The following is a 25288-nucleotide window of genomic DNA, read 5'->3' on the forward strand; positions in this document are numbered from 1 at the left end:
TTAAGAAGAAATCCCTTTTATAATTTCATTGTACACTAGGGAACTGTAGTTTTTCCTTAATCCTGCTAAACGCTCAATTTCCCATTTTCTTAACACCTTATTTTGCAGCTTTAGTTGTTTAATAACCCACCTTACTCGCCTTACTTGAAACTCTTCCATTGTTTCTTTATACAGATTTAAATTCTCCATCGTTAACGGTAATTTATTTTTATAATGTTGAAACCACGCCTCTTTTCCTAATATCTTCCCAATTCTTGTTGATGTAATTTGTACAGGCTTCTCATCTTGATTATGCCATATTCTCTGACATTCTTGTTCCACTAACTTACTTAAAACTAAATCCCTTTCCTTCCAATCAACTCTTACAGCACTTGATATTTTTCTCTGTTTAGTTATTCTTTCCGGTTCATTAACCGTTTCCGTTCTTTGTAACCTTACATATAAATTCTTTTCTTTCTCAATCTGATCTTGTAGTCTTTCAGCTTCAATCAACTTTAAATATTTAATTACCGTATTAACATCAACATTTAATGCTCTTGCTATTGCTCGGTATGATATATTTTGTTGAGATATCTCCTTTAACTTTTCATACCATTGACTGCCAAAAGCCTTTATTCTTCCTATCTTACATACATCTGTTTCAGATTGACCTGGGCCTGTCCGGGAATAAATAAAACCACAAGAACAACAGAATGTTCCAACAGGCCGCTTAGTATTGTAGCATCTTGAAATATAAACCCGATTTATAACCATTTCACCAAAATGTTCTACTGCCTTGTTTAAACAAGGCCATGGTCCATGGCCAAATGGATTTGAATACGTATCCTCCAACTTAAAATCTTGAACTGTTCCGAATAAAAATCTCATCATTAATACATGACGTAAAGGATGAATTGCTTTTTTTGCTTTTCTAACAATAAACATTAACCAATTGTGTTGCCCTTCAATTGAACATTCTAGTAAATCTAATAATTCCTCCCCATAAAATAATTGAAATTGCTCATGTAAAAGTTCTTGTTTAATCCTTTTTCCTACTGTAACAAACCCTTGTCTTGTTAACTGGCTCAAATACATTGTTTTTGCTTCATATAAATTCTCGCCTATCCCATGTTCTAGTAGAAATTCAATATCTTTTGCTATTTGAAATAACAAGTTTCTTGTCTTCTTTGATATACTTATTTCTTCATACTTTAAAGAATCGGTCACAGTCAAAGGAAGCGCTATAAACTCATGTTTGTTGAAGGAATCCTTTTTCTTAAAAGGTTGTAACCACACGTTATGTTTTGAACACACAAATACCCCTGGTACTTGATGTATTCTATGAAAGTATGGTTCACCATATTGTTTCAAATCCTCAGTAAAACAACTTGGACAGTAATATAAAGAATGCTTTGTACATATTGAGCCTGCAATGATCCCCTTCATCATGTGAATGGACTGTCCATTATCGGCCATCATCATTTCTTTAAGTTGTTGTGCTCTATTGGCCGGTAAAAAAGGAGAATAAAAAGGATATAACGTATGTTTTTCTAGTAGCTTTTCTGGAGTAATGGAAGAATGTAATGGGGATATTCTGTTACATAAACTGTAAAGGTGACTAGGTAAATCAATTGTTGAGATTACAGTCTTTTTACCGAACAAATCATCTAATGTATCTTTAATAGAACTGTTAGCGCTTCTCATATGATATCTCGCAAAAGCACTATATAATATTTCATCAGGATAAGGAGTTGGAAAAAATGTTAGCATATTCTACCCACCCTGTCCTGTTAAAAATTCATCAAGTTGTTTTATAAACCCAGCTACTTTTAAAGCATCATAATTTAAAATTCTCTTCTCTTTCGCTTTTGAATAAATCAACCTCAAATCATCAGCTTCTTTATATGTAGCTTTTAACTTCTTTATTTTTGGTTTACTTTTTGCTGTACCATTCCTCAACTTTGAAAGGGCATGCTTAAGTGCTAATTGTTTTAAGTCTACTTTTGTTAATTTATCTAAGTTTTCACTTACTACATCTTTTGCGCATTGAGAAGCTACTACTTCTTCTATGCCACCCTCAATTAACCATTTTCCCACTTCTTGAATCAATGGCTCATAGGTATTGTAATCCATTTCTTGCTTCAGCAATTCTAATCGATCTTTTTGCTTAAGCTTCTCTTCTATTTCATTTAAGAGATCTACTGTTTCCATCTTCGAGAAGATATCACCTAACTTTTCGATATCATCTTTTATTCCTGTTCGTAACGCTTTTAAAGCCGGCTGAAGTAATTGTAATCGGTCCCTTGCTACAGATTTAATGATAGAAGGTGTAATATGTGATTTGTTAGTATCAATGCATCTCCACTGAGCTAACATAAATAGTTTTACTGCGATATCACTAATTCCTTGTGATTCATAGTACATGGCTTCTTTAAAATCTTCATCGCATTCTACAAATGTGCTCGTCCATTGATATAACCATAACCCCTTTAAAAAGTAGTCCCATTCATCATCATTTTGCATTCGGCTCCAAATTAGATCGCCTTGACCTGACACTCGTCTTGCATTTCTAAATTCGCCGTCTAAAATTGATGAGGCCTTATACGTACCAATTAATATTACCGGCACACCAATTGTATTAACCAGTTGTACAAAGAAATTCAACATCTTTGCACTTCCACCACTTTTCGCTTCGTTTAAATTTTGGATTTCATCAATTACTAAAACACCTAAGCAATGCACAGCCGCAATTTGAGAAATAATAGGAAGTAATTCATCAACCGTCTTCCGTCCACCACCATGTTTCTTATAATAGTTTCCTCCTAAAATTTCATCCATAGCACTTAAAGAATTCAAACATAGGCCTTTAATAGAACCATCATGTGGACAATCCATCTTTAACCAAACAACTTGATACAAATGTAACGGCTGTTCTTGATAGCTTGTATGTATCACAACTTGCGGATTCATATTTAACACTTTTTCTAATGTTGATGACTTCCCAATTCCAGATATCCCGACAATGGCAAATCCTGATGAACTAGCATTCAAAACCTTACTTCCAGCATCTCTACCATTTGTAATTAAATGATAAGCATCCTTCCGTACTTTATAAGTATAGTTAGGTGTTAATGGACTTCTTCCTAAATATCCATCACGAATAATTCTAGATACCCTCTGTTCTACTTCTAAATGGATAGATAACGGTTGAAAAAAATCCCTATAAACCCTTTGCACCATATGCATCCTTAAATGTGAAGGATACGTTTTCTCTTCTTCTTTATATAAAGGCCGATTCGCTAATTTTTTAATTACCTCTGTTTCACTATAGATTTCAGGAAGTGCCTCTATTAATGGATTTCCTTGATAGTCTTCAATTTGCTGCCTTTTATAATCCGCAGCCATTACAGTACCTTTTAACAAGAACTTTTTGAAACTCATGCATGTTCACCATCCAACTCAGCTAAAATAGACTTTAATTTATCGATCTTTTCAGCAGGTGCCACATACTCTATAGATTCCCCCTGAACTGATTGCGAGACAGTTTCTTTATTCTGTTCCTGCCCATTTTCTCCTAAAACAAATGCTTCCGTCCTACGATTTTCTTCTTTTTGCATTTTTCGGTTTTTGTTAATCTCTTTTAAGCGTTTATTTTTACTTAAATCACTATTCTCGATAGCTGTTTGAGTCTCTTTCATCGCCTTTTCTGTAATTGCTTCCACCTTTGTATCAAGCTCAATTTGAGATACTAAATTGTTATACGCTCCCTCTTTATCAAGTTGTCTTTCTAAGACATGTAATTCTTCTATTTCTTCAAAACGTTTATTGTAATACTTCTCTGCTTTATTAGATAAATGGCATTTCTCAAAACTCCTACCGTTGTTTAATAATAAATAAATTTCGTTAGCATTTCGCACATCATACACAACAGGGGCTTTCCAACTCCCTCTATATCCAGCTGTTGTATACCACTGTTCACGTATAGCTAAATTACAAGAATAGGACATCCCCTTAAAAATAATTCCAGAGCGAGTAACAGTTGCTGTTCCTCTTGGCATAAGAGCCAACTTTACAATATCTTCTGCTTCTGTTTTCAACCGACCATTTCGATACTCAACTCCCCACTTCCATAAAACTGTTGGAATAGGTAGTACATCATTAGCCACCATAAATTGATTTCGATCATAACCTTTCATGTAATGTGAGTTATTGTGGTATAGAATTGAATGAATAATAACTTGTGTGAACTCGTTTAGTGTTAATGTTGCATCTAAACGATAATCTCGCGCACCACGTTCACGTTTTCGTGCTTCAACAGCACCTGGTATCCACTTAATTGACCTCAAATTTAGCAATCGAAATTGTTGCTCTACAACTCCCTTCCAATCTGCTCGGTAAGGTGCAGCCAATTCAATATCGACCCCTAAAGAGTCTCTTAATCCATTAGGCTTAAGCCCTTCAAACTCTCCTCTATCTGCAAGAAGTATTTCAGGTAAATGATGAATTGGCCATTCTTCTGGATTAATATCAACTCCATAAGATTTACAAAACTTAACTTTATCCATTGATGTACAAAGCAAAGCCATCATAGCTCCAACCCAACTTGGCCCTTCTAAACCTACATAAAATCCAGTAACTATACGACTAAAGACATCCATAACTATATAAATAATTGGCCTTCCAATAATCCACTCGCGATTAAATTCATTCACTAAGTATATATCCGCAACAGTAGCATCAATTTGAAATCGTGAACCTGGGCCAAAAGACTCCTTTGTTGAACTTCCTAAAATTGGCCGATGTTTTAAATTAAAGGCATGTTTTCCTACCCTGGCCTGTAAAGATTTTTCTAAATCTTGCTTCTTTCGGAACCAATAATAAAACTGCTCATAAGTAGGTAATTGTTCTCTATGAGGTAGTATAGGGATCTGCTCATCTCCTTCTACTCTAAAACCAATATTAAAAAATTTAGCCATTGTCTTTTTATATGCCCGTTTAATATTAGGCTGGTTTTTCGTATTGTAAAATAAAGAAATACCAGCTTGAAAGCTATGCTTTATTCCTTCTGTTATATTGATTCCACCGAGTTCTTCTACTACCTTAGTTGGTCTTCCCCTTTTCACTTCGCCACTACTTTTTTCTTTTCCATACCCCCCAGAGTTTTTATAATGCGGTATTAAAGAATCTATTACTTTGCCTGATTGCCAGTATCTTCTTAAATACCGATATATCGTACTTTTATGCACAGAAATTCTCTCTTGTAACTCACGAATCATAACCCCACGTAATCTCGGATTATAAATACTAGGCTCATCTTTGACTAAATGTTTTATAACCTCCCACGCTTCATCTCTCTTCTCTAAATAAGCTGTTGGTAATGCATCACGTTCTTCTAAAGGGAGATTAAATTTATCAATCCACTCAATTATCTTAAATTGCTTTCCTGAATGAGTTTCTACATATTCTTCACTACTCTTTAATGTAGGTAACGCCTTAACATCATTAAGGGCTATAACAACAAGTTGTTCACCTATTGCATCAATCCAGAGCACTCTTTCTACCTGAACAACATCAGAATTACTACTATCAATCCATTGGATAATTGTATTCACTGCCAATTGCTGTATCATTGATATCCCTCTACTTTCTTATAGTCACTGTTTGTAGAAATCGAAACGCCCTTTAGTGGAAGAGATGGAACAATCTTTTCATTCATATTAACAATCCATCTTTTTCTTGCAATAAAATGCCTTATCATAGCTAGTGAAGTTCCTGGTTCCAATCCCAAACGATCATCTGTATGTGAAGTAGCAATAGATAAAGGAGTTATTTCATCCTGGATAAGCTGATAAACAATTTTTTCTATACTCTCTACAATAAAAGAACCTAACTTCGAGACATCCGAATTGTGATACTCTTTACGAACCCATTTCACATTCTCACACAATATTTTGGGGATTTCTTTATCCGTCACAATACCCCAATCTATATTTCTCCGCTGCCAATATTCCCTTTCAATTTCTAATTTCTCTATTATGCGAGCATTTTCTAAATCACCTGCATATTTTAATGTCCTTACAAATTCTTTTGAATCAACATTTATGATAAAATCAGTAGTCATCACTACAATTTCTTTCGTTTTATTATCATTGGGATGTTTAATTCCTAATCCTTCAGCTATAGATACTGTTTCTTCAATAGGTAGTAAAGGAAACTGCTCTCTAATGTCAGTTACTGTACTAGACCACTCTAACAAATAAAAATAATCGCTTTCTAGATCAGATAAAAGGTGATGATTACGCCCCGTCTTCCAGCCTTCACGCTGGCCATCTCTTCCAATAGAAGGTACATCTTGTGCTAACAACCAAGGTTTATAATTTTCCCCTTCTTTTTGTCCACGTCCTTGCTTAATATATCTTTCAATTTTCTTTGCATCCCATTCATACTTTCGTTTTGCCACAATGAATCCCTCATTTGACTGTTTAATGGTAAATAAAAAAGGCTACCTATTTATGCAATAGGTAACCTTTTAGTTCATATTGCATAAATAGGTAGCCTTTAACCCATAGTACCTACTACTTTAGATACCATTATCGACAATTAAATCGAGTCTAATACTTTTTTTTAACAGTCTAATACTTTTTTCTATAGTCTAATACATTTTTTTAATGGAACACTATTGTGTTGTTACAACATAGTTGTACATTAAGAGGCGTTCTACGCTTTATTTTCTATGTCTCAATTTCAATATAATGACAATATAGTTATTCACAATGTATATTAATTCGATATCAAAAAACAAATTTGGTGACAACATAGTTGTACATCATGAAAAGGTGGATAAAAAATAGAAGCCTTTTTGAGGCTTCTATTCGCATAATTTATATCATTTGAACATTAAATTTGTTTTCATAAGAAATCATATCTCTAATTGATAATCCACTACTTTTCCCTCATGATGCTGCATACTTTCAATCAATGCATAATCTCTATCTTTATTACCACTTAAATTAGTTAGTAATTTCTTATCCATTTCAAAATAAAAATTAAATTCAGATTCTATTCGTTTCTTGAGTATATATTTAGCCACTACATTTTTTTCTTCATTATATATTTTTAATATTCCATAGCAATCTTTTTCATTCAGCGTGTTGTATATTTCTTCTTTTAGTTTATTAGTGACTATACATGTGTAGGTCTCCCCTACTTCTGCTTTATTTATTTGATTCACTAAATTTCCAAAACAAGTTAGAATTCCTTTTCTATCTTCGCTTTGATATAACTTTATTACAAACTGAAAGTTAGAAACTTTAATCGGTAAATTAAATGTAACCTCATGCTCAAAAGTTTTAGAAGCAGGATTTTTATAAAATTCTAAGGTTGGAAAATTCAAAGAAAAAAACTCCATAATATCAGCTTTATTATCAATTAAATAAGCTACATTACAAACCTCATCTATCTGAGGTAAATATCCGTTTCCTAAAGGATCTTTATTCATCCTAATTAGCTTTAGTGCAATAGATATCAACATCAACGCTAAACATACTATAGCAAAAAAAGCTACACTACCAACTTTTAAAAAGGTACCTATAGATAAACTAAATCCCTCCGCATAATCAAATCCTCTATAAAATTTAAGTGTCGTTCCCCAAACCAATATAGAAAAAAAGGTAATAATTAAATACACATAATACAGTACACTTAAAAATTTATCTTCTGACAAATTATTCTCGTAGTTAATCAATGTATTTCTTAAATCTTCCCGATTTAAGGAATATGGCTTTAAAATTCTTTTTAAACTTTTAGAAGCTGTCACTAATTTATTTTCAAATGTGAATGCAATAAATAAAGCTGAGAAAGATACTAGTGACATTATCCCAGTAAATAACCAACTCAATAAATTGGTAAGGTCTTTATAATCATTATAAACTTTAATATTATAAGCATTACCTAAATCTAAGAAAAATAACAATGCAAATGGTATTAAGAAAAAAATCCATAATTTCCACTCTTTAAACAATATCACTAAGGCTTTCAATAACATGATAAACGACCTCTTCTTTTACTACATCAGGAAATGATACTACAGATTCGCTATCCAAATAAAAATATGTTTTCCGTTCATTAAAATAATAAGTAAAACTAGTTACTTCCCCATTTATAAGATGCTTTCTTAATTCTGCAGAACCTATATCTTTGATTTTTACTTTCTTCACTCGCGTGCTTTCATAATCGTCAAAAGAATTTGGTTTCTTTTGTAATAAATATATGCTTACTAAATCAGATTCCCAATTATCTTCATTAATGTATTTCTTTTTACATATATCAAACAAATTTATCTTTTCTAGATGCGTTGCTAATTTTTTTTCTAACTTACTTATGACAAATCCTATATAACTTTCTGAACTTCCAAAACAACAAATAATTTTTCGTTGCACGAAATATATCAGAACGACACTTTTAGGTTCCCTTGATATTATTTTCTCTTGAACCTTAATAGGATCCAACCATTTATACGAAATTCTTATAATTTGATTATTGATATAAGAAATATCATATTTATCATAAGTAATTCTTTTTGGAGTGATAGAATGTAATTTATCTATTTGAAAATCGTTAGTTACCCTATACAATATACAATCCTTTTCCATTAAAAACATTCTATCACTCCCCAATTTTTATTATTTTACTATTGCTGTTTCTTCATCTTCAGAAAGTTCTTGTTCCTTCTCTTCTTCATCATAACCAATATATTCTTTAATTTTTAAAATATCTTCATTAGTATCATCATATCCTACCGAATCTAAAATAACTTTACTCTCTTCATAAAAACTATAAAGCATCTCTAAATTATTTTCATCATCTAAATCCCATTTCTCTAGATTTCTGGAGATGGATTTAATGATTTGTAAGGAACTGTTTTGAATTACTTCATTAACTAGTCTATCCCCATTTATAAATTTTTCATAAATTTGTTTCAATAAATTTGAAGTTTCTTGAACGTTTTTGAGACCAGCACCACATAATTCTATATACTCAGATTGAATAATGTCTATAACTTGTTGTTTAAATATATCATCATCGCTATCGATTACAACGATTTTTAATATATCTTCTTCCTTTCCTTTTAAAGAAAATAAAGTTGTAAAATCCACATCATTATACGTCATATCAACTTTAAATGATAAAATATCACTACCTAAAGTGATATACTCACACGCTAATTGAGAAGATAATAAATTGCGACCATTTATGGTGATATTACGTATACCGTCTGTTGTATGTTTTTTATTTTTCGTATTAAATTTTATCTCTTTGAAACGCGAAAAAATTCCTTGCTCATGTAAACGAGTAAAAATGAAATCTAATAGAACTGCTGTTTTAAAGCTTGCACTCCCAATTTGATTTATTTGATTTATATTTTCTCTAATTCTATAACTTTGGATAGGCCATTTTAGCACTAATCCAAAATAATCTTTAATTACACTTTGTACCTCGTTATTTCCAGAGAAAATTGTTAGCACTCTTGCATTCTTATCCAAACTAATTTTTATTCTATAAACCGCAGAAAGGGTATCTAGACAACGTTCCCCTCTTCTCCAATAATCTGAATATTCTTTCAATCTAACAGTCAACTTTAGCATTGAATCCCCTTGTTCAATGTCTTCAATTGATATTAGATATTTATCTTGGAAAGGCATGTTATTTACATTTTCAATTGAAACAGCGGATTCAGCCTCCGTTAAAAAATTCAAGTGATTAACTTTATACGTATAGGCTGGTAATCCAATTGATTTAGTCATTACTGCCATTTCAACAAAATCTTCTACTTCATCAGCCTCAATTAGTTCTGTTAAAGTTAGAAATTCTTCCTTAATTTCATTTTTCTTGTAATTCTTTTTTTCTGGCTCCCAACCTGGACGCTTAAAAGCTATTATGTTAGCAACATGCTCTTTCGGTATCTTATTAAACACTCTTTCTAAAATCCCACTAACATTCATGGCAATTTCCACTCCCTGTACATTACAATTTAAGAATTCATGAGCATTGCAATGTTTTAATATTTTTTATAAGCCTCGCTACTCATTATACCAAAAAAAACAATTAATTCCTTTATTGAACCTTCCTAAATTTACAATCAATACCTATACTTATTACTACTACAAATCTTTTTTGAAGTAATAAATGTTATACTTTTAACGATGAACATAAAATTATTATTATAATGAAGTGCCTATCAACATACATAATATTTACATTTTATGAATTATAACCTTCTTGTACAATTGCTCACTATCAAGATACCTATAATACCCTATAAGCTATATTTCTCTTTTAACCCATTCAATTCTTCCTGTAAATCTTTATTAACAAAATATAGCTTTGGTACATTTGCACGCTCCTTAATTTTAGTTTTACTTAAAACCTCTCCTCCCTCAAGCAATTTCTTTATTACAAATTTAATTCTTCTTAACCGAAAAGCTTCAATATCTTCAGCCCGATCATTTAAATAGCCTAAAGTTATTGGCGTCTTTTCTTCATAACCTGAAAAACCCTTAAGACCCAACTCTTTTGCAACACGATTTTTTGTGACTCTTACGGGGGGCTCAAGACCATAAAGATCATCTGCAATTTTTTTAACCCTATTCAAATATTCTTGATCCTTCTCCAGCCAATTTACTTCCCTATAAACATTGTTGTGCTTGCGTTTAATATTTGGCTTATTATTCATTAGCCAATCCCTGTCATGCTTATATAACCAATTAATTAAATTTTGATTAACTTTTTTAAAATGAGAAATTAAGAAATCTGGGTGTTTTTCCTTTAACTTTAAATATTTTTTTCTATTTAGCTGCTTTAATTCTTCTTGCTTTTCCTCATAATGTACATCAAGTTTTAAACAATAGTATATTTTACCTACACTTACATCCAAACGTCTTGATATCTCAGGTACTGACAATTTCTTTACATACTTATATTCATACACCTTATTTATCCAAACATTTCCATATCGTTCGATTTTCCAATAATCTTTTTCATCTCCTATATGATCCGGCACTAATTTAGAATAGCTAAAGCCACATTCACATTCAAAGATACCTTTTATTTGACCTTTAAATTTTTTTATTTTCATACTTCTTATTACTGATTCACCATAATGTTCGGCTGCTTTATTTAAACAAATATATGGTCCTTCTCCAAAAGGAGTTATTAATTTCTTATTATGCTTAGGTAACTGCTTTACAGATTTCCCCAAAAAAATAATTAATAATAAATGTCGAATAGGGTGAAAAGAATTATAATAAGTTCTAATCATCTTAATGAGCCAACATCTAGCGCTATCTTCTATTGTCGAATTCATAAGAACTAATAACTCTTCACCATAAAATTCAAGAAAGTCCCTATATAAAATGTATCTATTAATTAAACCATTATTATCTATATATCCTTTTTGCATTAACAAAGAACGATATATTTGATATAAATCTTCGAACTCATATTCTTCATTAGCAAGGAAAAAACTTTCTTGAGCTATCTGTTTAAGATGATTTTTAGTTTTATCAGAAAAATTCACACACTCTTTTGTTATTGGACAATTTTCTATACTAGCCGCTTCTAAATATTGTGAATTTGTATACTTGCATACCACAGAACTATTTAACAAATAAGTTTCATGCTTCTCGCAAATGAAGACACCGGGTATTTGATGATTTAACCTCCAGTATGTTTCCCCATATCTTTCATAATCATTAACTATACAACTTGGACAGTATCTAAAGTATTGGTTTTCTAGTGTAGGATATACCCTCGATCCCATCAAACTTTTTATATTTACGTTCCCCCCGTTTAACATAATATCCCATACCTTTTTCTTTATTACTTTGCTAAAAAAATTAGTATAGTAGTAATACATCGTATTTCTTTTTATCCAATCATCTACAGAGGGATATAAAAATATATGTAGCTGCTTCGCTAGGCTGTTTAAAGAGGTCGGTAAATGCGGGCTAATTGTCCAGCTCTTTCCTGGAATCAACTCTTTTCTTCTTATATTCAACTTCTTACTTGGATTCCCTGTATGATTATAGTAACGCGCAAACACACTATAGATAAGCTCATTCTCATATAAATAAGGAAAATAAGCTAACAAATAATCTCCTCCTTATGACTAATACATTTTAGCCATTTTTTCTATGGATACGTGCCAATATTTCATCTTGTAAACTCTTATCAATATCAGCTCTTAATCCTACCATTCTTAAAACTTTCCAATAAGCTAAATCATCTTCTTTTTTTATAAGTTGTTCAAAGACCCATTCAATTCTGCGCTTTTGAAACTCAATAACTGATTCAGTAACTGAGTGTAATAACTTTCTTGTTAAAGGCAATTTATTGAGCTTTTTTTCTAATAGGGATGACTTCTTTATTTCCCTTCCTATCCTCCCGATCGTTAAGCGGATTGGTTTTTCTGCATTCATAAGAGATTTGATTGCTATATTTACTTCTTCTACAATATCCATATCTCTCTGTCCCCAATCTATTCTATTCTGCACCTTCACTCTTTTCTTTAGCTTAGGGGAATATTCCCTCAACCAATCTTTATCATTGCGATATAAACGCATATACAAGTTAGGATAAAGATTTCTTAATTCGGTTTTCGTCATATCAGAATTTTTATTCATTAAACTTTTCCATTCATCCTTCCATTTATCTAACAAGTTGTTCTCTTGCATTTTCTTGCTATTAGATAACATATCTTTAGAGTACTTAATGACAGTCTTTACATCTACCTTTAGTCTTCTAGCACACTCACGATAACTTAAGTTTTGAATAAAAATATACTCATGCAATCTTTCTTTCCAATAATATCCGAATGATTTAATACGACTAATTTTCATTTTATCTTCTTCAAATTTATCGGGCCCTTTACGAGAATATATAAAACCACAAGTACAACCAAAAGTTCCTATGGGTCGTTTTGTTCTACTACATCTTGAAATTTTCACTTCCTTAATTACTGGTTGAAGATAATGTTGAGTAGCAGGATTTAAACATGGATATGGCCCTTTTCCAAAAGGCTTATAAGATTCTTGACTATAGTTACTAATACTGTCAACTGACTCTTCTAAAAAATAAATCAATAATATATGTCTAATTGGATGAAAAGACTTTCTGTGTTTCCTAGTAATAGCTTTTAACCAACAACTCTCATCAGATTTCAACATTGACTGCATACAATGCAGTATTTTCTCCCCAAAATATGAAATAAAATCCCGCGCTAATTTACCTTGTTTTACGTTGCCCTTAACTGAAACATACCCCCTTTTTTGTAACAAATATCGATAGCCTTTCTGTAATTTATTCAAATCGTATAGATAGTCTGTGTTTACTAATTTTCGGCTTTGTTTAGCGATATAAATTAAATGTTCCATTTCTTGTTTAGACCAATCATGATCGTTATTGTTTATCGTTCTCTTCATATGGACTGTATCTAATGGTGCAACAAGGGTTGAACCCCCTGTCCGAAATTGTTCAGAGCTCTCTTGAAGTAAACATCTATGCTTTAAGCAAACAAAAACACTTGGCAATTGTTGATAAACACGCCAATAAGTTTCTCCATATCCCTGTAAATCTTCTTGTAAACATTGTGCACAAAACCGAAAATATGGAGATTCCTTTACTGTACTTGTTATATAACCAATTTGATAATACACATTTACTCCCTGCTCATTACTTAATATTGCTTTTTTTACCTTATTACGAACCTCAGCATTCAAAAAATTTGTATAATAATGAAAGAATGTATGCTGTTCCCAACAATCATTAATATTAAATTGATTAAAATATTTAAGCCTATTTTGTAAAACTTTTAAATCTGGTATTAAATCTGGCATAATATATGTTCGCGTATCACCATATAAATCCCTTAACGTATCTTTAAATTCCTTATTACACGAACGGTTATGATATCTAGTCAATGCGCCATACAATAATTCTTCTTCATATAAATTTGGAAAAAATGTCAACATAATCTCTCTTCCTCATAAAAAGATTCTTCTAATGGTTTTTTAATATAACCGTTATCATATAATGCTTCATAAGCCGATTGTTTGGTCTTCTTTCCTTTATTAATGAGAAGCTGTAACATATTCATATTCAATGCCTTATTATTTTTCTTTCTCTTGTCAGTTTCACATTCATTAATACACTTCAAAGCTTCTTTCATTAGTTCTGCAATCGTTAAATTTGGAAGTTTATTCAGTACTCTTTTAGCTATCTTTTCTGCATGCTTTTCATTTACATCTAAATTAATAAGGGATAAAATTAACTTTTCTAACTTACTTGATTCATTTGCTTCACTATCTTTTTTAATTTTTTCCTTTTGAGCTTGAATCCTGGCTCTCATATCAATTACTGGTATTTTATTTAACATGTATTCTTTTATATCTAAGGCAATAATATCTTCATACTTTGCAATTTCTGACTCTACTCCAGATTTAAGTGCTTTCAACATTGGCTGAACAAGTTTCAAATCTTCTTTTACTACTTTTTTTATTAATTCTATTGAAATTTTCTCTGTGCTTGTTTCAATTGCTCTCCCCTGTGCCAATATAAAAATCTTTATAGCTATATCAATAATTCCCTGACTCTCCTCATAAATTAGCTTAATCAATTCTTGATTAAGTTCGACATATTCTTTTGTCCACTGATAATCCCAAATACTTGTAAGTAACACTTCCCAATCTTCTGAGTTATCCATTTGTTGCCAAATCATATCTCCTTGTCCACTTCCACGACGTGCCTGCCTAAAATCCTTCTGTAAAATTGCTCTTGCTCTCATTGTCCCAATCATCATAACAGGTATACCAATTTCATTAATAAGTGTCACAAAGAAATTCATCATCTTTTCAGAGGCATCTCCCTTTGTTGATAAAAGGTGCTGTATCTCATCAATAATTACGGCTCCGACACAATGCAACCGTGCAATCTGCCCCATCCTTGTTACCATTGAGCTGACTGAAATATGTGACTTACCGTATTTATGTAAATAATTTGTTCCAATTAATGTATCTATCTTTTCAAAAAAATTTTGACATAAAGATTTTAATGATCCATCATGTGGACAGTTTAATTTTAGCCAGACAATTTGAATTGTATTAATGGGATATTGATGAACAATTAGCTGTGGATATAATGAAAGAACCCTCTCTATAGCTGTAGACTTTCCAACACCAGAAAATCCCATCAAAGTAAAACTAGAAGCTGTTGCTCTTATATCTGGTGATAAACCTAACTCTTCTTTTTTCACCAACTTTTGATGTAACTCATTTAAAGCTTGAATATGCTGTTTTTGTAATGGATTCCGATTAACATATCCATAACGTAAAAAACGAGAAAACCTTCTCTCTAAATCTAACGTTTGTCCAATTGGCTGAAAAAAACGGGTTAATCGTAACAGGGCGTGGTAACGATGATGCTCAGATAAGTTTTTTTCTTTTTCATGATACTCAGGAAAAAAACTAAGTTGATCAAATGCTTCTTCATAGGAGAGTATAGGGGGTAGTGCTTCAATTAAAGGATTTCCTTGATATTCAACTAACTGTTGTTCTTTATAACTAGCAAGTAAGGCGTATGTCCCATTTTCTAATTGAACCATGTCGGGGTTCTGACTCATTTTTTCCCTCCTCTACGCTTATTAAACAAATCTTTAACTGAATGACGATCATATATATTTTTTTGATTTTCATTTACCGAAATTACATTTTGTGGAACACCATTTTTCATATCGTCTAATTTAAACGCTTCTTCCTTTCTTCTCATTTCTTTTTCAAATTTGGTATGTTCTTTTATTTTCTCTATGTTTTTTGATTCGCTAAAATTTACCGTTTGTTTCTCATCTGCTTCTTTGATTGCTTCATTGACAATAGACTCTATACTATCAAAAAGATTAATGTCATTTTGTAACAAAACATGCTCTTCTTCCTTGAATTTTTCACTTTCTACTTTATGCAACTGTTCAACTTCCTCAATTGATTTATCTTTATATCTCTCTTGATGTTCTAGTAAATTGCATGTTTCAAATATTCTTTCATCCTTTGTATGAATATAAATCTGATTCATATCACGAGGATCAAAAGAAATATCTACCTTCCAACTTTTCTTTGTTCTAGCAATAGCAAACCATGAATTTTGCAATGCTGTTTCACAACTATATAGCATTTTTTGAAATCGAATTCCCTTTGCCGTTACCGTAGCACTCCCTCTAGGCATTAAATAAAACTTCATGATATCAGGTTGCACAATTCGTAACTTTCCAGCACGATTTTTAATACCCCATTTCCATAATTCGATAGGAGTTGGTTTCACATCATCCATTATCATATCCGAATCTCGTATATAGTCTTTCATATAGAAATTTTTGTTGTAATGTAAAATAAAACGAATGATAATTTTTGTATATTGCTCTATATTTAATTTCGCTTGTAAGCGTGGATCTTTAGCCCCTCTCTTCCCCCAATCTTTTGCTACATAACCAGGTAAAAAAGGACGTATTTTTTCTTGTGATATATCAAACAATTTCTCCACAATCCCTTTCCAATCTGGACGATAGGCTGGATTGTTCTCAACTGTAACATTAAGACCTTGTATTAAGTGATTAACATTAAATCCTTCTAATTCTCCTCGATCTCCTAAAATAACTTCAGGTAAATGAGCTGCCGGCCAACAATCTTCTGTAATATGAATACCATATTTCTCACAAAACACTTTCTTATTTGTGGTTGCATTAAGAAGAGCCATCATCATACCCAGCCAAGATGGACTTTCTAATCCTACATAAAATCCTGCTATTAAATGAGTATATACATCTGTAACATAATAAACCGTCGGTCTCTCTAAAACCCAATCTGAATTATACCTAGATACTATATATACATTAGCCTTTGTAGCATCAATTTGATATCTAGAACCTGGACCAAATACTTCAAAGGATGAAGAACCTAAAATTGCCCTATGATCTCGCTCGAATTTTTTCCTTCCATACTTTGATGAAATAATTTCTTCTGTCCCATATCTCTTATTAAACCAATAACGAAATTGCCGAAGTGTAGGAATATTATTTTCATCCTCGATAATAGTGTAATTTATCCCATCCTCATAGTAAGTATCCACTTGAAAGGCTTTCCTAATCATCATCTTATAAGTATGCGTTAACGTATTATCCGGATTTACAAAATAATAATTTTGAACAGCCTTTTCAAACAGTTGTTGAATTTCTGGCGTCACATTTATACCCGTACTATTTCTCGTTCGTGGTCTACCAGTCTTATTCTCCCCCCAATTTTTTTCAACTCCCTTATTGCCACAATTTTTATAATCAGGGATTAATGCATCCTTCACTTTTCCACGTTGCCAATATCTCTTTAAATACTTATAAATTGTCTTATTAGAGACATCTTGTTGGCCTATTATTCCCTTAATTAATTTCCCTCTTTCTTTCCTCTTATAAATTTCCGGTTCTCTCTTAACTAATTCCTTAATCTTATTCCATGCTTTATCTCTAATCAAAATCTCCTTTTCACTCAACTCTTCACATGCTATAACTGAAATAAGGTTAGGTGCTACTACTTTTGAAAATCTACCACTCACGAAACCATCAAAAAGATTTTTCATACCCTCTCCAAAAGGCAGAGCATTGTCATGATATATATCAATTAAATATGCGATTACATTTCCATCATCAATCCAAAGTACCCTATATACCTTTGAACTATCTACATCCTGAAATACTTCATTTACTGATAGCATAATCACAGACCTCATACTCCCCTTTTGTAAAAACTAAACCCTTAATATTCAGATTTCTTAGATTAACCCTTTTTGTTAATATGTCTATAAATATATATTTTCTAGCTACTAAATGCTTAAAATAAACCATAGCTTGTCCCTGATCCAAATTATACTGATTATCAAATTGATTAAGAGCATCAATTAGGGGGGTATTAGACGAAGTGTTCATAAGAGATTTAAGAAGAAGCTTAATAAAGCTCACGTCCCTTATATCCTCTACATAATAAGACTTATGAAGCCAAAAAATATTATCTGCCATTTCTGCAGGAATATCCTTTTCCGTTACAATACCCCAATCAATATTTTTCCTTTTCCAATATTCCCTTTCAATCTCAAACTTTTCAATTACCCTCTTATCTTCTAATTCCTTACTTGATTTTACGGTTCTAGCTATATATTTAATTTCTTTCTCCTTATGAATCGTCAATAAAAAATCTGTAGTCATTACAATTAGTGTTTTATTCTTTGGATCAATAGGATGTGATATACCTTTTTCTACAGCAATTTGATATGTAAGCTCCCGATCTAAAGGGAATTGTTCTCTGATATCAATAATATTATCTGCCCATTCCAAGATAAAAAAATAATCCCTTTCTAAATTAGAAAGAAATTCATGTTGTCTTTTTGTTTTCCAACCCTTAGGACGAGTTTCATTACCATTAGAAGATAGATTTTGTATCGTTAACCAAGGTTTATAATCACCTCCTTCCCCATGTCCCCTACCTTCTCTTATGTATTTTTCTATTCTTTTTTCTGTCCATTCATTTTTTCGTTTGGCCATCTCTACCCTCCTTAAAAATTTTATCATTTCTAGTATGGAATATTTTTATGTGCATAATACATAGAATCCTTCTAAAATACTATTTATCTCATTTGGTATTTCTGCTTCAAACTATTCAATGCTTTTTTAGAACCAATAACGAAACAAAAAAGCTGTATTATTCTCTATATTTTTCTAATGTACCTATAACCAAACATTTGTTGTACTTTCATTCTTCTTTATAAAACTCTAAAAACCTTATAATTTTATAAAGTATATAAATTTATATCTAATATCTCCTTAAATTCTATATATTCCTCCATCATGTCACTTAAATACTCAATACCTTTACACTTTAAGAAACCACTATTATATTCTAGCTTTACTACTTGTTTTCTTTGATTCCAATCAGTTATTTTAATCAATTGACTATCCATTAAATTATAAAGATACACATTTCCTCCATCACTGAAAGTGCCAAAACCAATAATAAGTGCAAGATATGAGTTATCTATCCATATTGCCCCTTTCGGCATATATGCTCCATCTATATCACCTATTAATTGAATATTATCACCATTCCTTAAATCAAAGAGATACAATTTGGTGATACTTTCCCATTCGCAAGGTGATAAATATATAGCTTTTAATCCCCCTGGTGAAATAGTTGGTTTTGAGGAAATGCTATCATTTAGTAACTTTTTTTCACCATACTCTGTAATTAATTCTATACGGTTATTTGAACGCCTATATTTTAATTGATACATACCTTCCTTCCGCTCTCCCTCAAAACAAAATTTAACATCTTAATTTTACAAAATAAGTTTTGGAAATCTACCACTATCTTTTTATTTTATTCATCTATATTTAATCAATAACCACCTCCTTTATATCAGATAACTGGTGTATTTTTATGGTAATTCACAATATATTTGTAAGTATTATCTACAAATCCATTGTATCATGATACAATACCGTAGACTATAGTCTACAAAGAAAGGATGTTATTATGTATTTTAGTAAATTACCTATAGGATTCTTCGATTTAAATACAGATACAGAAACACTTCACTCCCTTTTATATGAACATTTTAATAAAACAATAAAAAAAGGTACCAAAATACAATTTCAAGATTATGAAAACCAAAGTTATTTTTTTGTACCTTCACCTGTCTTCACAGAAGAACTGATGGGTAATATAAGTGGCATTGATTTAATTATCTATGCGTATTTATGCAAAGATGCATACCTCAATAAAACAGGAAAAGTTAAAGTAGATATCCCTACTATCTCAAAAGAAACGGCTATCAGGAAAACTGTAATTCGAAACTCTATTAATAGCTTGAATCGAGTGGATTTAATTGTTAAAGACTCTAAAGATACATACTATGTTATAGAAGAATTATTTTACTACTTCACAGATAATGAATTTAAAGAATTTGTTGAAGTAGTTAACAACTCAATACCTTACTAAAAAACGGCTATAATTTATTAATAGGAGTCACCATATCAAAAAAAGAAAATTGTACGTTTAGACTATATTTCTTATTAGATGTATTTTTTACAAAGAAAAGGCACCCTTCCGGGTGCCTTCCACTATGAGTCATATTATCTTTAATAATATAGGCTCGAATTTATTGAGTTAATATTTTTATACATTTTGATAGTAGTTACAATAAAATGTATTTAGTTTTAAAACAGCTTGTAATACTTCTTCCGGATCATTTTTTTCAAGCATCTGTGTAATTGATAAATAATACAACTTGTCATTTAATTGGTTTGATTCTATGGTCATTCTTAATCCTTTAAGTTCGTTTAACATTAAATGATATCTTTTCACATCGTCGGGATTACTAGGAATGTTTTGTTTTATAATACGCTCACAATCTAGAGCTAAACATATAAATTCATGATGATTTGTCATGTTATCCTCCTAATAATTTTTTATTGTAACCAACTGTTATCTATCTTATTAATCCAGTATTGCATAGCTCCACCTTCTCTATATTCTTGAATTATACTTGTCCCTTTAAGATATTGAGTTTGAGCAGCTGTAAATCCTTTAAGTATTCTTGTCCCTTTAGGTACCTTGATTTTATATTGTATATTAAGGGGATTTCCCCAAGCTTCTAATACGGCTAACTCATTTCTAGTTTCTTCAATATTTCTTTCTTTATCTCCCCACCAATAACCCAGACCATATTTAGATCCCGGTTCACCAGCCTTGCTTCTTCTATATAAAGTAAGTAACTGATCAGTCTCTATAATTTCTATTTTTAATTCCTTAAATGCTAATACATCAGAATTTGTTTCTTTAAAATCAAAATTAGAAAATCCTGAAGAACGTATTACCTCTCTCTTTAAACTTGCTCGTTCCATTATACTCAGATTTAAATTATCTATTTTATCTAGGGCCTGGTTCATTTCTTTAACTGACCAATTATTCAAATCACTATTTCTAATATAGCTGATTTTTTCTCCTAGACTAGTATTATCATTAAAAACACTAGACATTTGCTCAATATTGCTTAAAGTGATGTTTTTTTCCTTTGCATATGTAACAGATAAAGGAAAAGAACTCATTAATAAAATCAACATGATTACAATAGAAAAACACTTTTTCATACTTAATTATATCTCCTTATATGATTTTATTTCTAACTATTTCAATTAGAAATAAAATCTAATTTTCTTAAAATAAATTTCCATACTGGTTCTTCTCCTGTAATGACAGAAGCTCTACCAACCATTCCTATATGTAGTTCTTGTAAATCTTTTGTATCAATTGTGGCTTCTAGTTCATACATATACCCCTTCGTATTTTTATCAAAAGTAGGATATGCTGATACATATGTTATTTGTCCCATTTGTTTATCCGTTTTCTGTAACTTAAACGAATATTGTACTTTATCTCCTTTTTTTATTCCTTTTATCTCTTGAGCTGGTAATAAGATTCTTACTTTTTTTTGCTCTTCTTTTGGGATAATCGAAACAATTTCTTGGCCGGGATTAATTAAATCCCCTTGTTGTAAGATGGCAGGAAATTGTACAATCCCGTCTTTTTCTGCTTTTATAATTGTCGTTTCATTTTGATGACGCAGTCCATCTAACTCTTGCTTTTTAATAAATAGTTCCTGTTCTAGGGATTGAATACGTTGATTCACTGAAATTATAGATTCTTCTTTATATTGTTTTAAAGCATCTTTCTTTTGTACTTGCTTTCCTTCTTTAGTAACATCCACTTTTGTTCTTTCATGTTCTAAAGTTTCTTTTCGTTGTTGAATACGCTTTTCCACACTATTTTTTTGGGATTCTAAATTTCCTTTTTTATCATCTATTACTTGTTTTTGTTCTTCTAATATATTTTCTTTTGTCTTTTGTTTTTCAATTATGTCTATTTCTCTTTGGATATTTTCGTTTTCTGCAATTAATCCTTGTAAAACTTCATCTTGTTCGCTTGAAATTTTACTATTTTCTATTGTTTTTATTTCATTGTCTTTTTCATTTTGTATAGATTGATATCTTTGATCATAAGCCTGATATTCTTCTCTTATTTTTTTATCCACATCATCAAGAAAAGAAGATTTATGGGACTGGATACTCTCTTTCAACTGTTCTAACATCCCTTTTTGTTTTTCTAAATGTTCCACAATTTGATTCATCTGACTTTGCTTATCTGTTAATTCCTGATTTTTTAATTGAATTAAAATATTTCCTTTTTTCACTTCATCACCAGGCTTAACAGCAACCGTATCAATCACACCTACAATTTGAGTACGAGACACACTTACATCTGATTTTCCTTGTATCATTGCTGTTCCCTTACTTACAATATCTATCTTACTGACATAAGCCCAGATTAAGAAAACAAATAAGCTCATCAAAAGAAAAACAATTAATCCAGCAATAAAACGAGGTGGTTTTCGTTCTAATAATTCCTTACTATCAATTAATTGATCAAACGAATAAAGCTTACTCATCTTGGACACCTCGCATTGCATAAGATTGAGATTCTATGTGTTCTATATGAACAGTTTGATTCTTCCACAAACGGTAATACTCTCCTTTATGGAATAATAATTCTTCATGAGCGCCTTGCTCTTTAATATTTCCTTGTTCCATCACGAAAATTTGATTTGCATGCTGGATTGTACTTAATCGATGCGCAATCATAATTACAGTAACTCCTTGTAACCCCAACTTCTTTAACATATCCGTAATATGTTTTTCAGTTGTAGAATCTAAATTACTTGTCGCTTCATCTAAAATTAAGATATCTGGTTGTTTTAATAACGCTCTTGCAATTGCCAAACGTTGTCTTTGTCCACCAGATAAATTTGACGCATTTTCTTCTAAGAGAGTTTCATAACGTAACGGTAATTCACTGATAAACTCATGTATACAAGCTTGCTTACATACGTGTATAACCTCCTCTAAAGTAACTGGTCGTGCTAAACCAAAACACAAATTCTCATAAATAGAAGCACTAAAGAAGAATGACTCTTGAGAGACATATGCAATTCGATCACGCAATGCAGTACGGCTTATCTCTTTGATATGATAATCATCATAATATATATTTCCTTGTTGGGATTCATAATAATGCATTAATAGTTTTGAAATGGTTGTTTTACCTGATCCACTCTCTCCTACAAATGCTACTTGACTACCTGATTCAATTGAAAAACTTATGTTATTTAGTACATTTTTACGTGTTCCATAACGAAATGTAACATTTGAACATTGGATTTTACCTGATAATTTTTTAGGAGATACTTTATTATCCTCTTTTTCATTTTTTTCTTGATCTAAATCAAAAATTTCATTTAATCGTTCTCCAGCAACTAGTGCAGATTGCATGGTAGGCTGAATACCAATCAAATTTTCAATTGGATTTAAAAAATATACTAAAAGTGCATTATATGTAATTAACTCACCTATCGTCATATTTCCTTTTAATACTTGCATGGAACCAACCCAAAGGATGATAGTTCCACCAATTAATTCAAGTCCCATTTTAATAGAACCTTGTAAATTGGATAGCATTCCTCTTTTAAATACATGCCTTAATAGATTAATAAAACGACTTTCAGTTTGAAAAAACACTTCTTTTTCTGCGTTATAAGATTTTACAGTTGCAATTCCATTTAAAGATTCCACTAAATAGGAATTTAATTTCGCATTACTTTCCATTTCTTTGCGATTAATGGATTGATATGGCTTATGGAAGGCAAAAATAATACCAATATAGAAAGGTATTAATAATAAAGTCACACCAAATAAAATGGGGCTATGGATATATAACAAAACAGCTCCTATTGTAACCATTAATGTATCAATCATTAAAGTAACTGTTATGGTTGACAAAGCATCTCGTATTTTACTTGCGTCCATAAATCGAGAAATAATTTCGCCCACTTTTCTTGTTTCAAAGAAATTCATTGGTAATCCTACAACATGACGATAGTACCCAAGCATTAAATGAATATCTATTCTTCTACTTAAATATAGGATTAAATGAGTGCGAAAATAAGAAAGAAGTATCTTAAATATATACAATATAATAATTCCAATTGATACAATATGAAGTGTCTGTATCAATTGATTTGCCACTATATCATCAATTAAAAACTTAAAATAAAATGCTCCCAATAACCCAAATAAATTAAAGAAAATAGAAGCAAAAAACAATGGTATTAATAAATTTTTTTGTTGTTTTAATAATAAGAGAAATCGTGAAAATGTTCCCTTTGATTCTTTTCCTTTTTGAAAATTTTGTCCAGGAGACATTAATACAAGAATACCTGTCCACATTTGGCAGAATTCTTCTAACAAGTACGTAACCAATCCCTTTTCTGGATCAGCAATATAAATTTTATTATCTTTAACCTTATGAATTACTACATAGTGTAACAAACCACCATTGACTACAACATGAGCAATTGAAGGTAATGGAATTTCTTTTAAATCTTCGGGTTTTGTTGCTTTTACAGCTTTTACTTCAAACCCTAGTTTTTCACCAGCCTCCATCAAACCTTTAATATTTGTTCCCGCTAAATCTGTACCAGCCACTTCTCTAATCTTTGAAATAGAAGTAGTAAACCCATAATGGCGAGAAATCATCGCTAGACATGCTGGACCACAATCTTTTAAATCCTGTTGCCTAATACAAAAAAACTCTTTTTTGAACAAAATCGTAGCCTCATTTCCTTAATATTTAAATATGACAAGTTAAATATTATATCTAAATATAATAAAAAAATAGATAATATGTAATTTTGCATATTATCTATCATTCCTGGAAATAAGTGTTATTATAAAAACCATGATTGTTATATCGCGATTAAACAATAGTAATAATAACATTTTTATAATATTAACTAATTAATTACGTGTAATAATCAAAAATATAATAATAAGGGGTATGAATCATTATGAAATTAGAATTACTTACAGAAAAAGAACTTTTAGAAATTTCAGCTGGTGGAGCTGGTAAATGTGTAGCAGGTATCGCTTCTGGCGCAGTCGGTGGATTCCTAACAGGAGCTAGCTACACTTGGGAATTTGGTCCTGCTGTAATTTACGGTAGCGGCGTAGGTGCTTTAGCTGGCGGCGTTGCTGGCGGAATTGCTGGTTGCTAATAAAAAATAAAAGGAGAATCATATTATGAACTTAGAGACACTTACAGAAAAAGAACTTTTA

At 31.1% G+C, this 25288-nt stretch carries 19 protein-coding genes; 2 read left to right on the plus strand and 17 right to left on the minus strand.

Annotation, left to right across the window (positions count from 1 at the left end):
- The 13 genes from RTP99_RS23155 to RTP99_RS23215 form a co-directional block, all read right to left on the minus strand.
- A complete protein-coding gene (locus RTP99_RS23155; RefSeq protein WP_000955036.1) occupies positions 1-1749 on the minus strand; it encodes a TnsD family Tn7-like transposition protein in 1749 nt (582 codons plus the stop codon).
- A gap of 3 nt (positions 1750-1752) precedes the next feature.
- Positions 1753-3420 (minus strand): ATP-binding protein, encoded by a 1668-nt coding sequence (locus RTP99_RS23160; protein ID WP_000008637.1) that lies wholly within the window; start codon positions 3418-3420, stop codon positions 1753-1755.
- A complete protein-coding gene (locus tag RTP99_RS23165) occupies positions 3417-5609 on the minus strand; it encodes a Mu transposase C-terminal domain-containing protein (RefSeq protein ID WP_000615931.1) in 2193 nt (730 codons plus the stop codon). Before RTP99_RS23165 ends, RTP99_RS23160 begins: the two co-directional genes overlap by 4 nt.
- A complete protein-coding gene (locus tag RTP99_RS23170; protein ID WP_001129185.1) occupies positions 5606-6439 on the minus strand; it encodes a heteromeric transposase endonuclease subunit TnsA in 834 nt (277 codons plus the stop codon). The genes RTP99_RS23165 and RTP99_RS23170 overlap by 4 nt, the downstream gene beginning before the upstream one ends.
- 459 nt (positions 6440-6898) lie before the next feature.
- Positions 6899-8023: a hypothetical protein gene (locus RTP99_RS23175; protein WP_000924690.1), complete on the minus strand. Its 1125-nt coding sequence runs from the start codon at positions 8021-8023 to the stop codon at positions 6899-6901.
- Positions 7992-8639, minus strand: a complete 648-nt coding sequence (locus RTP99_RS23180; RefSeq protein WP_000479526.1) for a hypothetical protein — start codon at positions 8637-8639, stop codon at positions 7992-7994. The genes RTP99_RS23175 and RTP99_RS23180 overlap by 32 nt, the downstream gene beginning before the upstream one ends.
- A 21-nt stretch (positions 8640-8660) precedes the next feature.
- The gene (locus tag RTP99_RS23185; RefSeq protein ID WP_001103054.1) at positions 8661-9980 is read right to left on the minus strand and encodes a hypothetical protein; all 1320 of its coding nucleotides are present in this window, start codon (positions 9978-9980) and stop codon (positions 8661-8663) included.
- Between the two features lie 314 nt (positions 9981-10294).
- Positions 10295-12127: a TnsD family Tn7-like transposition protein gene (locus RTP99_RS23190; protein WP_000881882.1), complete on the minus strand. Its 1833-nt coding sequence runs from the start codon at positions 12125-12127 to the stop codon at positions 10295-10297.
- Positions 12128-12155: 28 nt separating this feature from the next.
- Positions 12156-14006 carry a TnsD family Tn7-like transposition protein gene (locus RTP99_RS23195; protein ID WP_000955035.1) on the minus strand — a complete coding sequence of 617 codons (1851 nt, stop codon included), beginning with the start codon at positions 14004-14006 and terminating at the stop codon, positions 12156-12158.
- Positions 14000-15634 carry an AAA family ATPase gene (locus tag RTP99_RS23200; protein ID WP_225991119.1) on the minus strand — a complete coding sequence of 545 codons (1635 nt, stop codon included), beginning with the start codon at positions 15632-15634 and terminating at the stop codon, positions 14000-14002. Before RTP99_RS23200 ends, RTP99_RS23195 begins: the two co-directional genes overlap by 7 nt.
- Positions 15635-15648: 14 nt before the next feature.
- Entirely contained in the window at positions 15649-17799 is a 2151-nt protein-coding gene (locus RTP99_RS23205) for a Mu transposase C-terminal domain-containing protein (RefSeq protein WP_011039911.1), read from the minus strand.
- Entirely contained in the window at positions 17768-18607 is an 840-nt protein-coding gene (locus tag RTP99_RS23210; protein ID WP_001129156.1) for a heteromeric transposase endonuclease subunit TnsA, read from the minus strand. The genes RTP99_RS23205 and RTP99_RS23210 overlap by 32 nt, the downstream gene beginning before the upstream one ends.
- A gap of 245 nt (positions 18608-18852) precedes the next feature.
- Positions 18853-19353: a DUF4652 domain-containing protein gene (locus RTP99_RS23215; protein ID WP_000284451.1), complete on the minus strand. Its 501-nt coding sequence runs from the start codon at positions 19351-19353 to the stop codon at positions 18853-18855.
- A gap of 242 nt (positions 19354-19595) precedes the next feature.
- On the opposite strand from RTP99_RS23215, the gene RTP99_RS23220 reads away from it, so the two are divergent.
- Positions 19596-20060 (plus strand): hypothetical protein, encoded by a 465-nt coding sequence (locus tag RTP99_RS23220; RefSeq protein ID WP_000273928.1) that lies wholly within the window; start codon positions 19596-19598, stop codon positions 20058-20060.
- 177 nt (positions 20061-20237) lie between these two features.
- Here the strand turns inward: RTP99_RS23220 and RTP99_RS23225 are convergent, their stop codons facing one another.
- The 4 genes from RTP99_RS23225 to RTP99_RS23240 are packed head-to-tail and all read right to left on the minus strand — an operon-like array spanning position 20238 to position 24778.
- On the minus strand, positions 20238-20510 hold the full coding sequence (locus tag RTP99_RS23225; RefSeq protein ID WP_000181339.1) for a hypothetical protein: 273 nt from the start codon (positions 20508-20510) through the stop codon (positions 20238-20240).
- A 20-nt stretch (positions 20511-20530) separates the two neighbouring features.
- On the minus strand, positions 20531-21211 hold the full coding sequence (locus RTP99_RS23230; RefSeq protein ID WP_000710529.1) for a hypothetical protein: 681 nt from the start codon (positions 21209-21211) through the stop codon (positions 20531-20533).
- A gap of 41 nt (positions 21212-21252) precedes the next feature.
- A complete protein-coding gene (locus RTP99_RS23235) occupies positions 21253-22566 on the minus strand; it encodes a putative HlyD family type I secretion protein (protein WP_000041333.1) in 1314 nt (437 codons plus the stop codon).
- Complete coding sequence (locus RTP99_RS23240) at positions 22559-24778, minus strand: peptidase domain-containing ABC transporter (protein WP_000473021.1); 2220 nt, start codon at positions 24776-24778, stop codon at positions 22559-22561. The genes RTP99_RS23235 and RTP99_RS23240 overlap by 8 nt, the downstream gene beginning before the upstream one ends.
- 242 nt (positions 24779-25020) lie before the next feature.
- Between RTP99_RS23240 and RTP99_RS23245 the strand changes: the two genes are divergently transcribed.
- A complete protein-coding gene (locus tag RTP99_RS23245; RefSeq protein ID WP_000764228.1) occupies positions 25021-25227 on the plus strand; it encodes a Blp family class II bacteriocin in 207 nt (68 codons plus the stop codon).
- Positions 25228-25288 lie beyond the last annotated feature (61 nt).

Origin of the sequence: Bacillus sp. (in: firmicutes) (assembly GCF_031983925.1) — a bacterium.
Taxonomy (GTDB): domain Bacteria; phylum Bacillota; class Bacilli; order Bacillales; family Bacillaceae_G; genus Bacillus_A; species Bacillus_A pacificus.

Coding starts and splice junctions, on each gene's coding strand:
- RTP99_RS23155 (WP_000955036.1), bottom strand. CDS start 1,749: ATGCTAACATTTTTTCCAACTCCTTATCCTGATGAAATATTATATAGT.
- RTP99_RS23160 (WP_000008637.1), bottom strand. CDS start 3,420: ATGAGTTTCAAAAAGTTCTTGTTAAAAGGTACTGTAATGGCTGCGGAT.
- RTP99_RS23165 (WP_000615931.1), bottom strand. CDS start 5,609: ATGATACAGCAATTGGCAGTGAATACAATTATCCAATGGATTGATAGT.
- RTP99_RS23175 (WP_000924690.1), bottom strand. CDS start 8,023: ATGTTATTGAAAGCCTTAGTGATATTGTTTAAAGAGTGGAAATTATGG.
- RTP99_RS23180 (WP_000479526.1), bottom strand. CDS start 8,639: ATGTTTTTAATGGAAAAGGATTGTATATTGTATAGGGTAACTAACGAT.
- RTP99_RS23185 (WP_001103054.1), bottom strand. CDS start 9,980: ATGAATGTTAGTGGGATTTTAGAAAGAGTGTTTAATAAGATACCGAAA.
- RTP99_RS23195 (WP_000955035.1), bottom strand. CDS start 14,006: ATGTTGACATTTTTTCCAAATTTATATGAAGAAGAATTATTGTATGGC.
- RTP99_RS23200 (WP_225991119.1), bottom strand. CDS start 15,634: ATGGTTCAATTAGAAAATGGGACATACGCCTTACTTGCTAGTTATAAA.
- RTP99_RS23205 (WP_011039911.1), bottom strand. CDS start 17,799: ATGAGGTCTGTGATTATGCTATCAGTAAATGAAGTATTTCAGGATGTA.
- RTP99_RS23210 (WP_001129156.1), bottom strand. CDS start 18,607: ATGGCCAAACGAAAAAATGAATGGACAGAAAAAAGAATAGAAAAATAC.
- RTP99_RS23215 (WP_000284451.1), bottom strand. CDS start 19,353: ATGTATCAATTAAAATATAGGCGTTCAAATAACCGTATAGAATTAATT.
- RTP99_RS23220 (WP_000273928.1), top strand. CDS start 19,596: ATGTATTTTAGTAAATTACCTATAGGATTCTTCGATTTAAATACAGAT.
- RTP99_RS23225 (WP_000181339.1), bottom strand. CDS start 20,510: ATGACAAATCATCATGAATTTATATGTTTAGCTCTAGATTGTGAGCGT.
- RTP99_RS23230 (WP_000710529.1), bottom strand. CDS start 21,211: ATGAAAAAGTGTTTTTCTATTGTAATCATGTTGATTTTATTAATGAGT.
- RTP99_RS23235 (WP_000041333.1), bottom strand. CDS start 22,566: ATGAGTAAGCTTTATTCGTTTGATCAATTAATTGATAGTAAGGAATTA.
- RTP99_RS23245 (WP_000764228.1), top strand. CDS start 25,021: ATGAAATTAGAATTACTTACAGAAAAAGAACTTTTAGAAATTTCAGCT.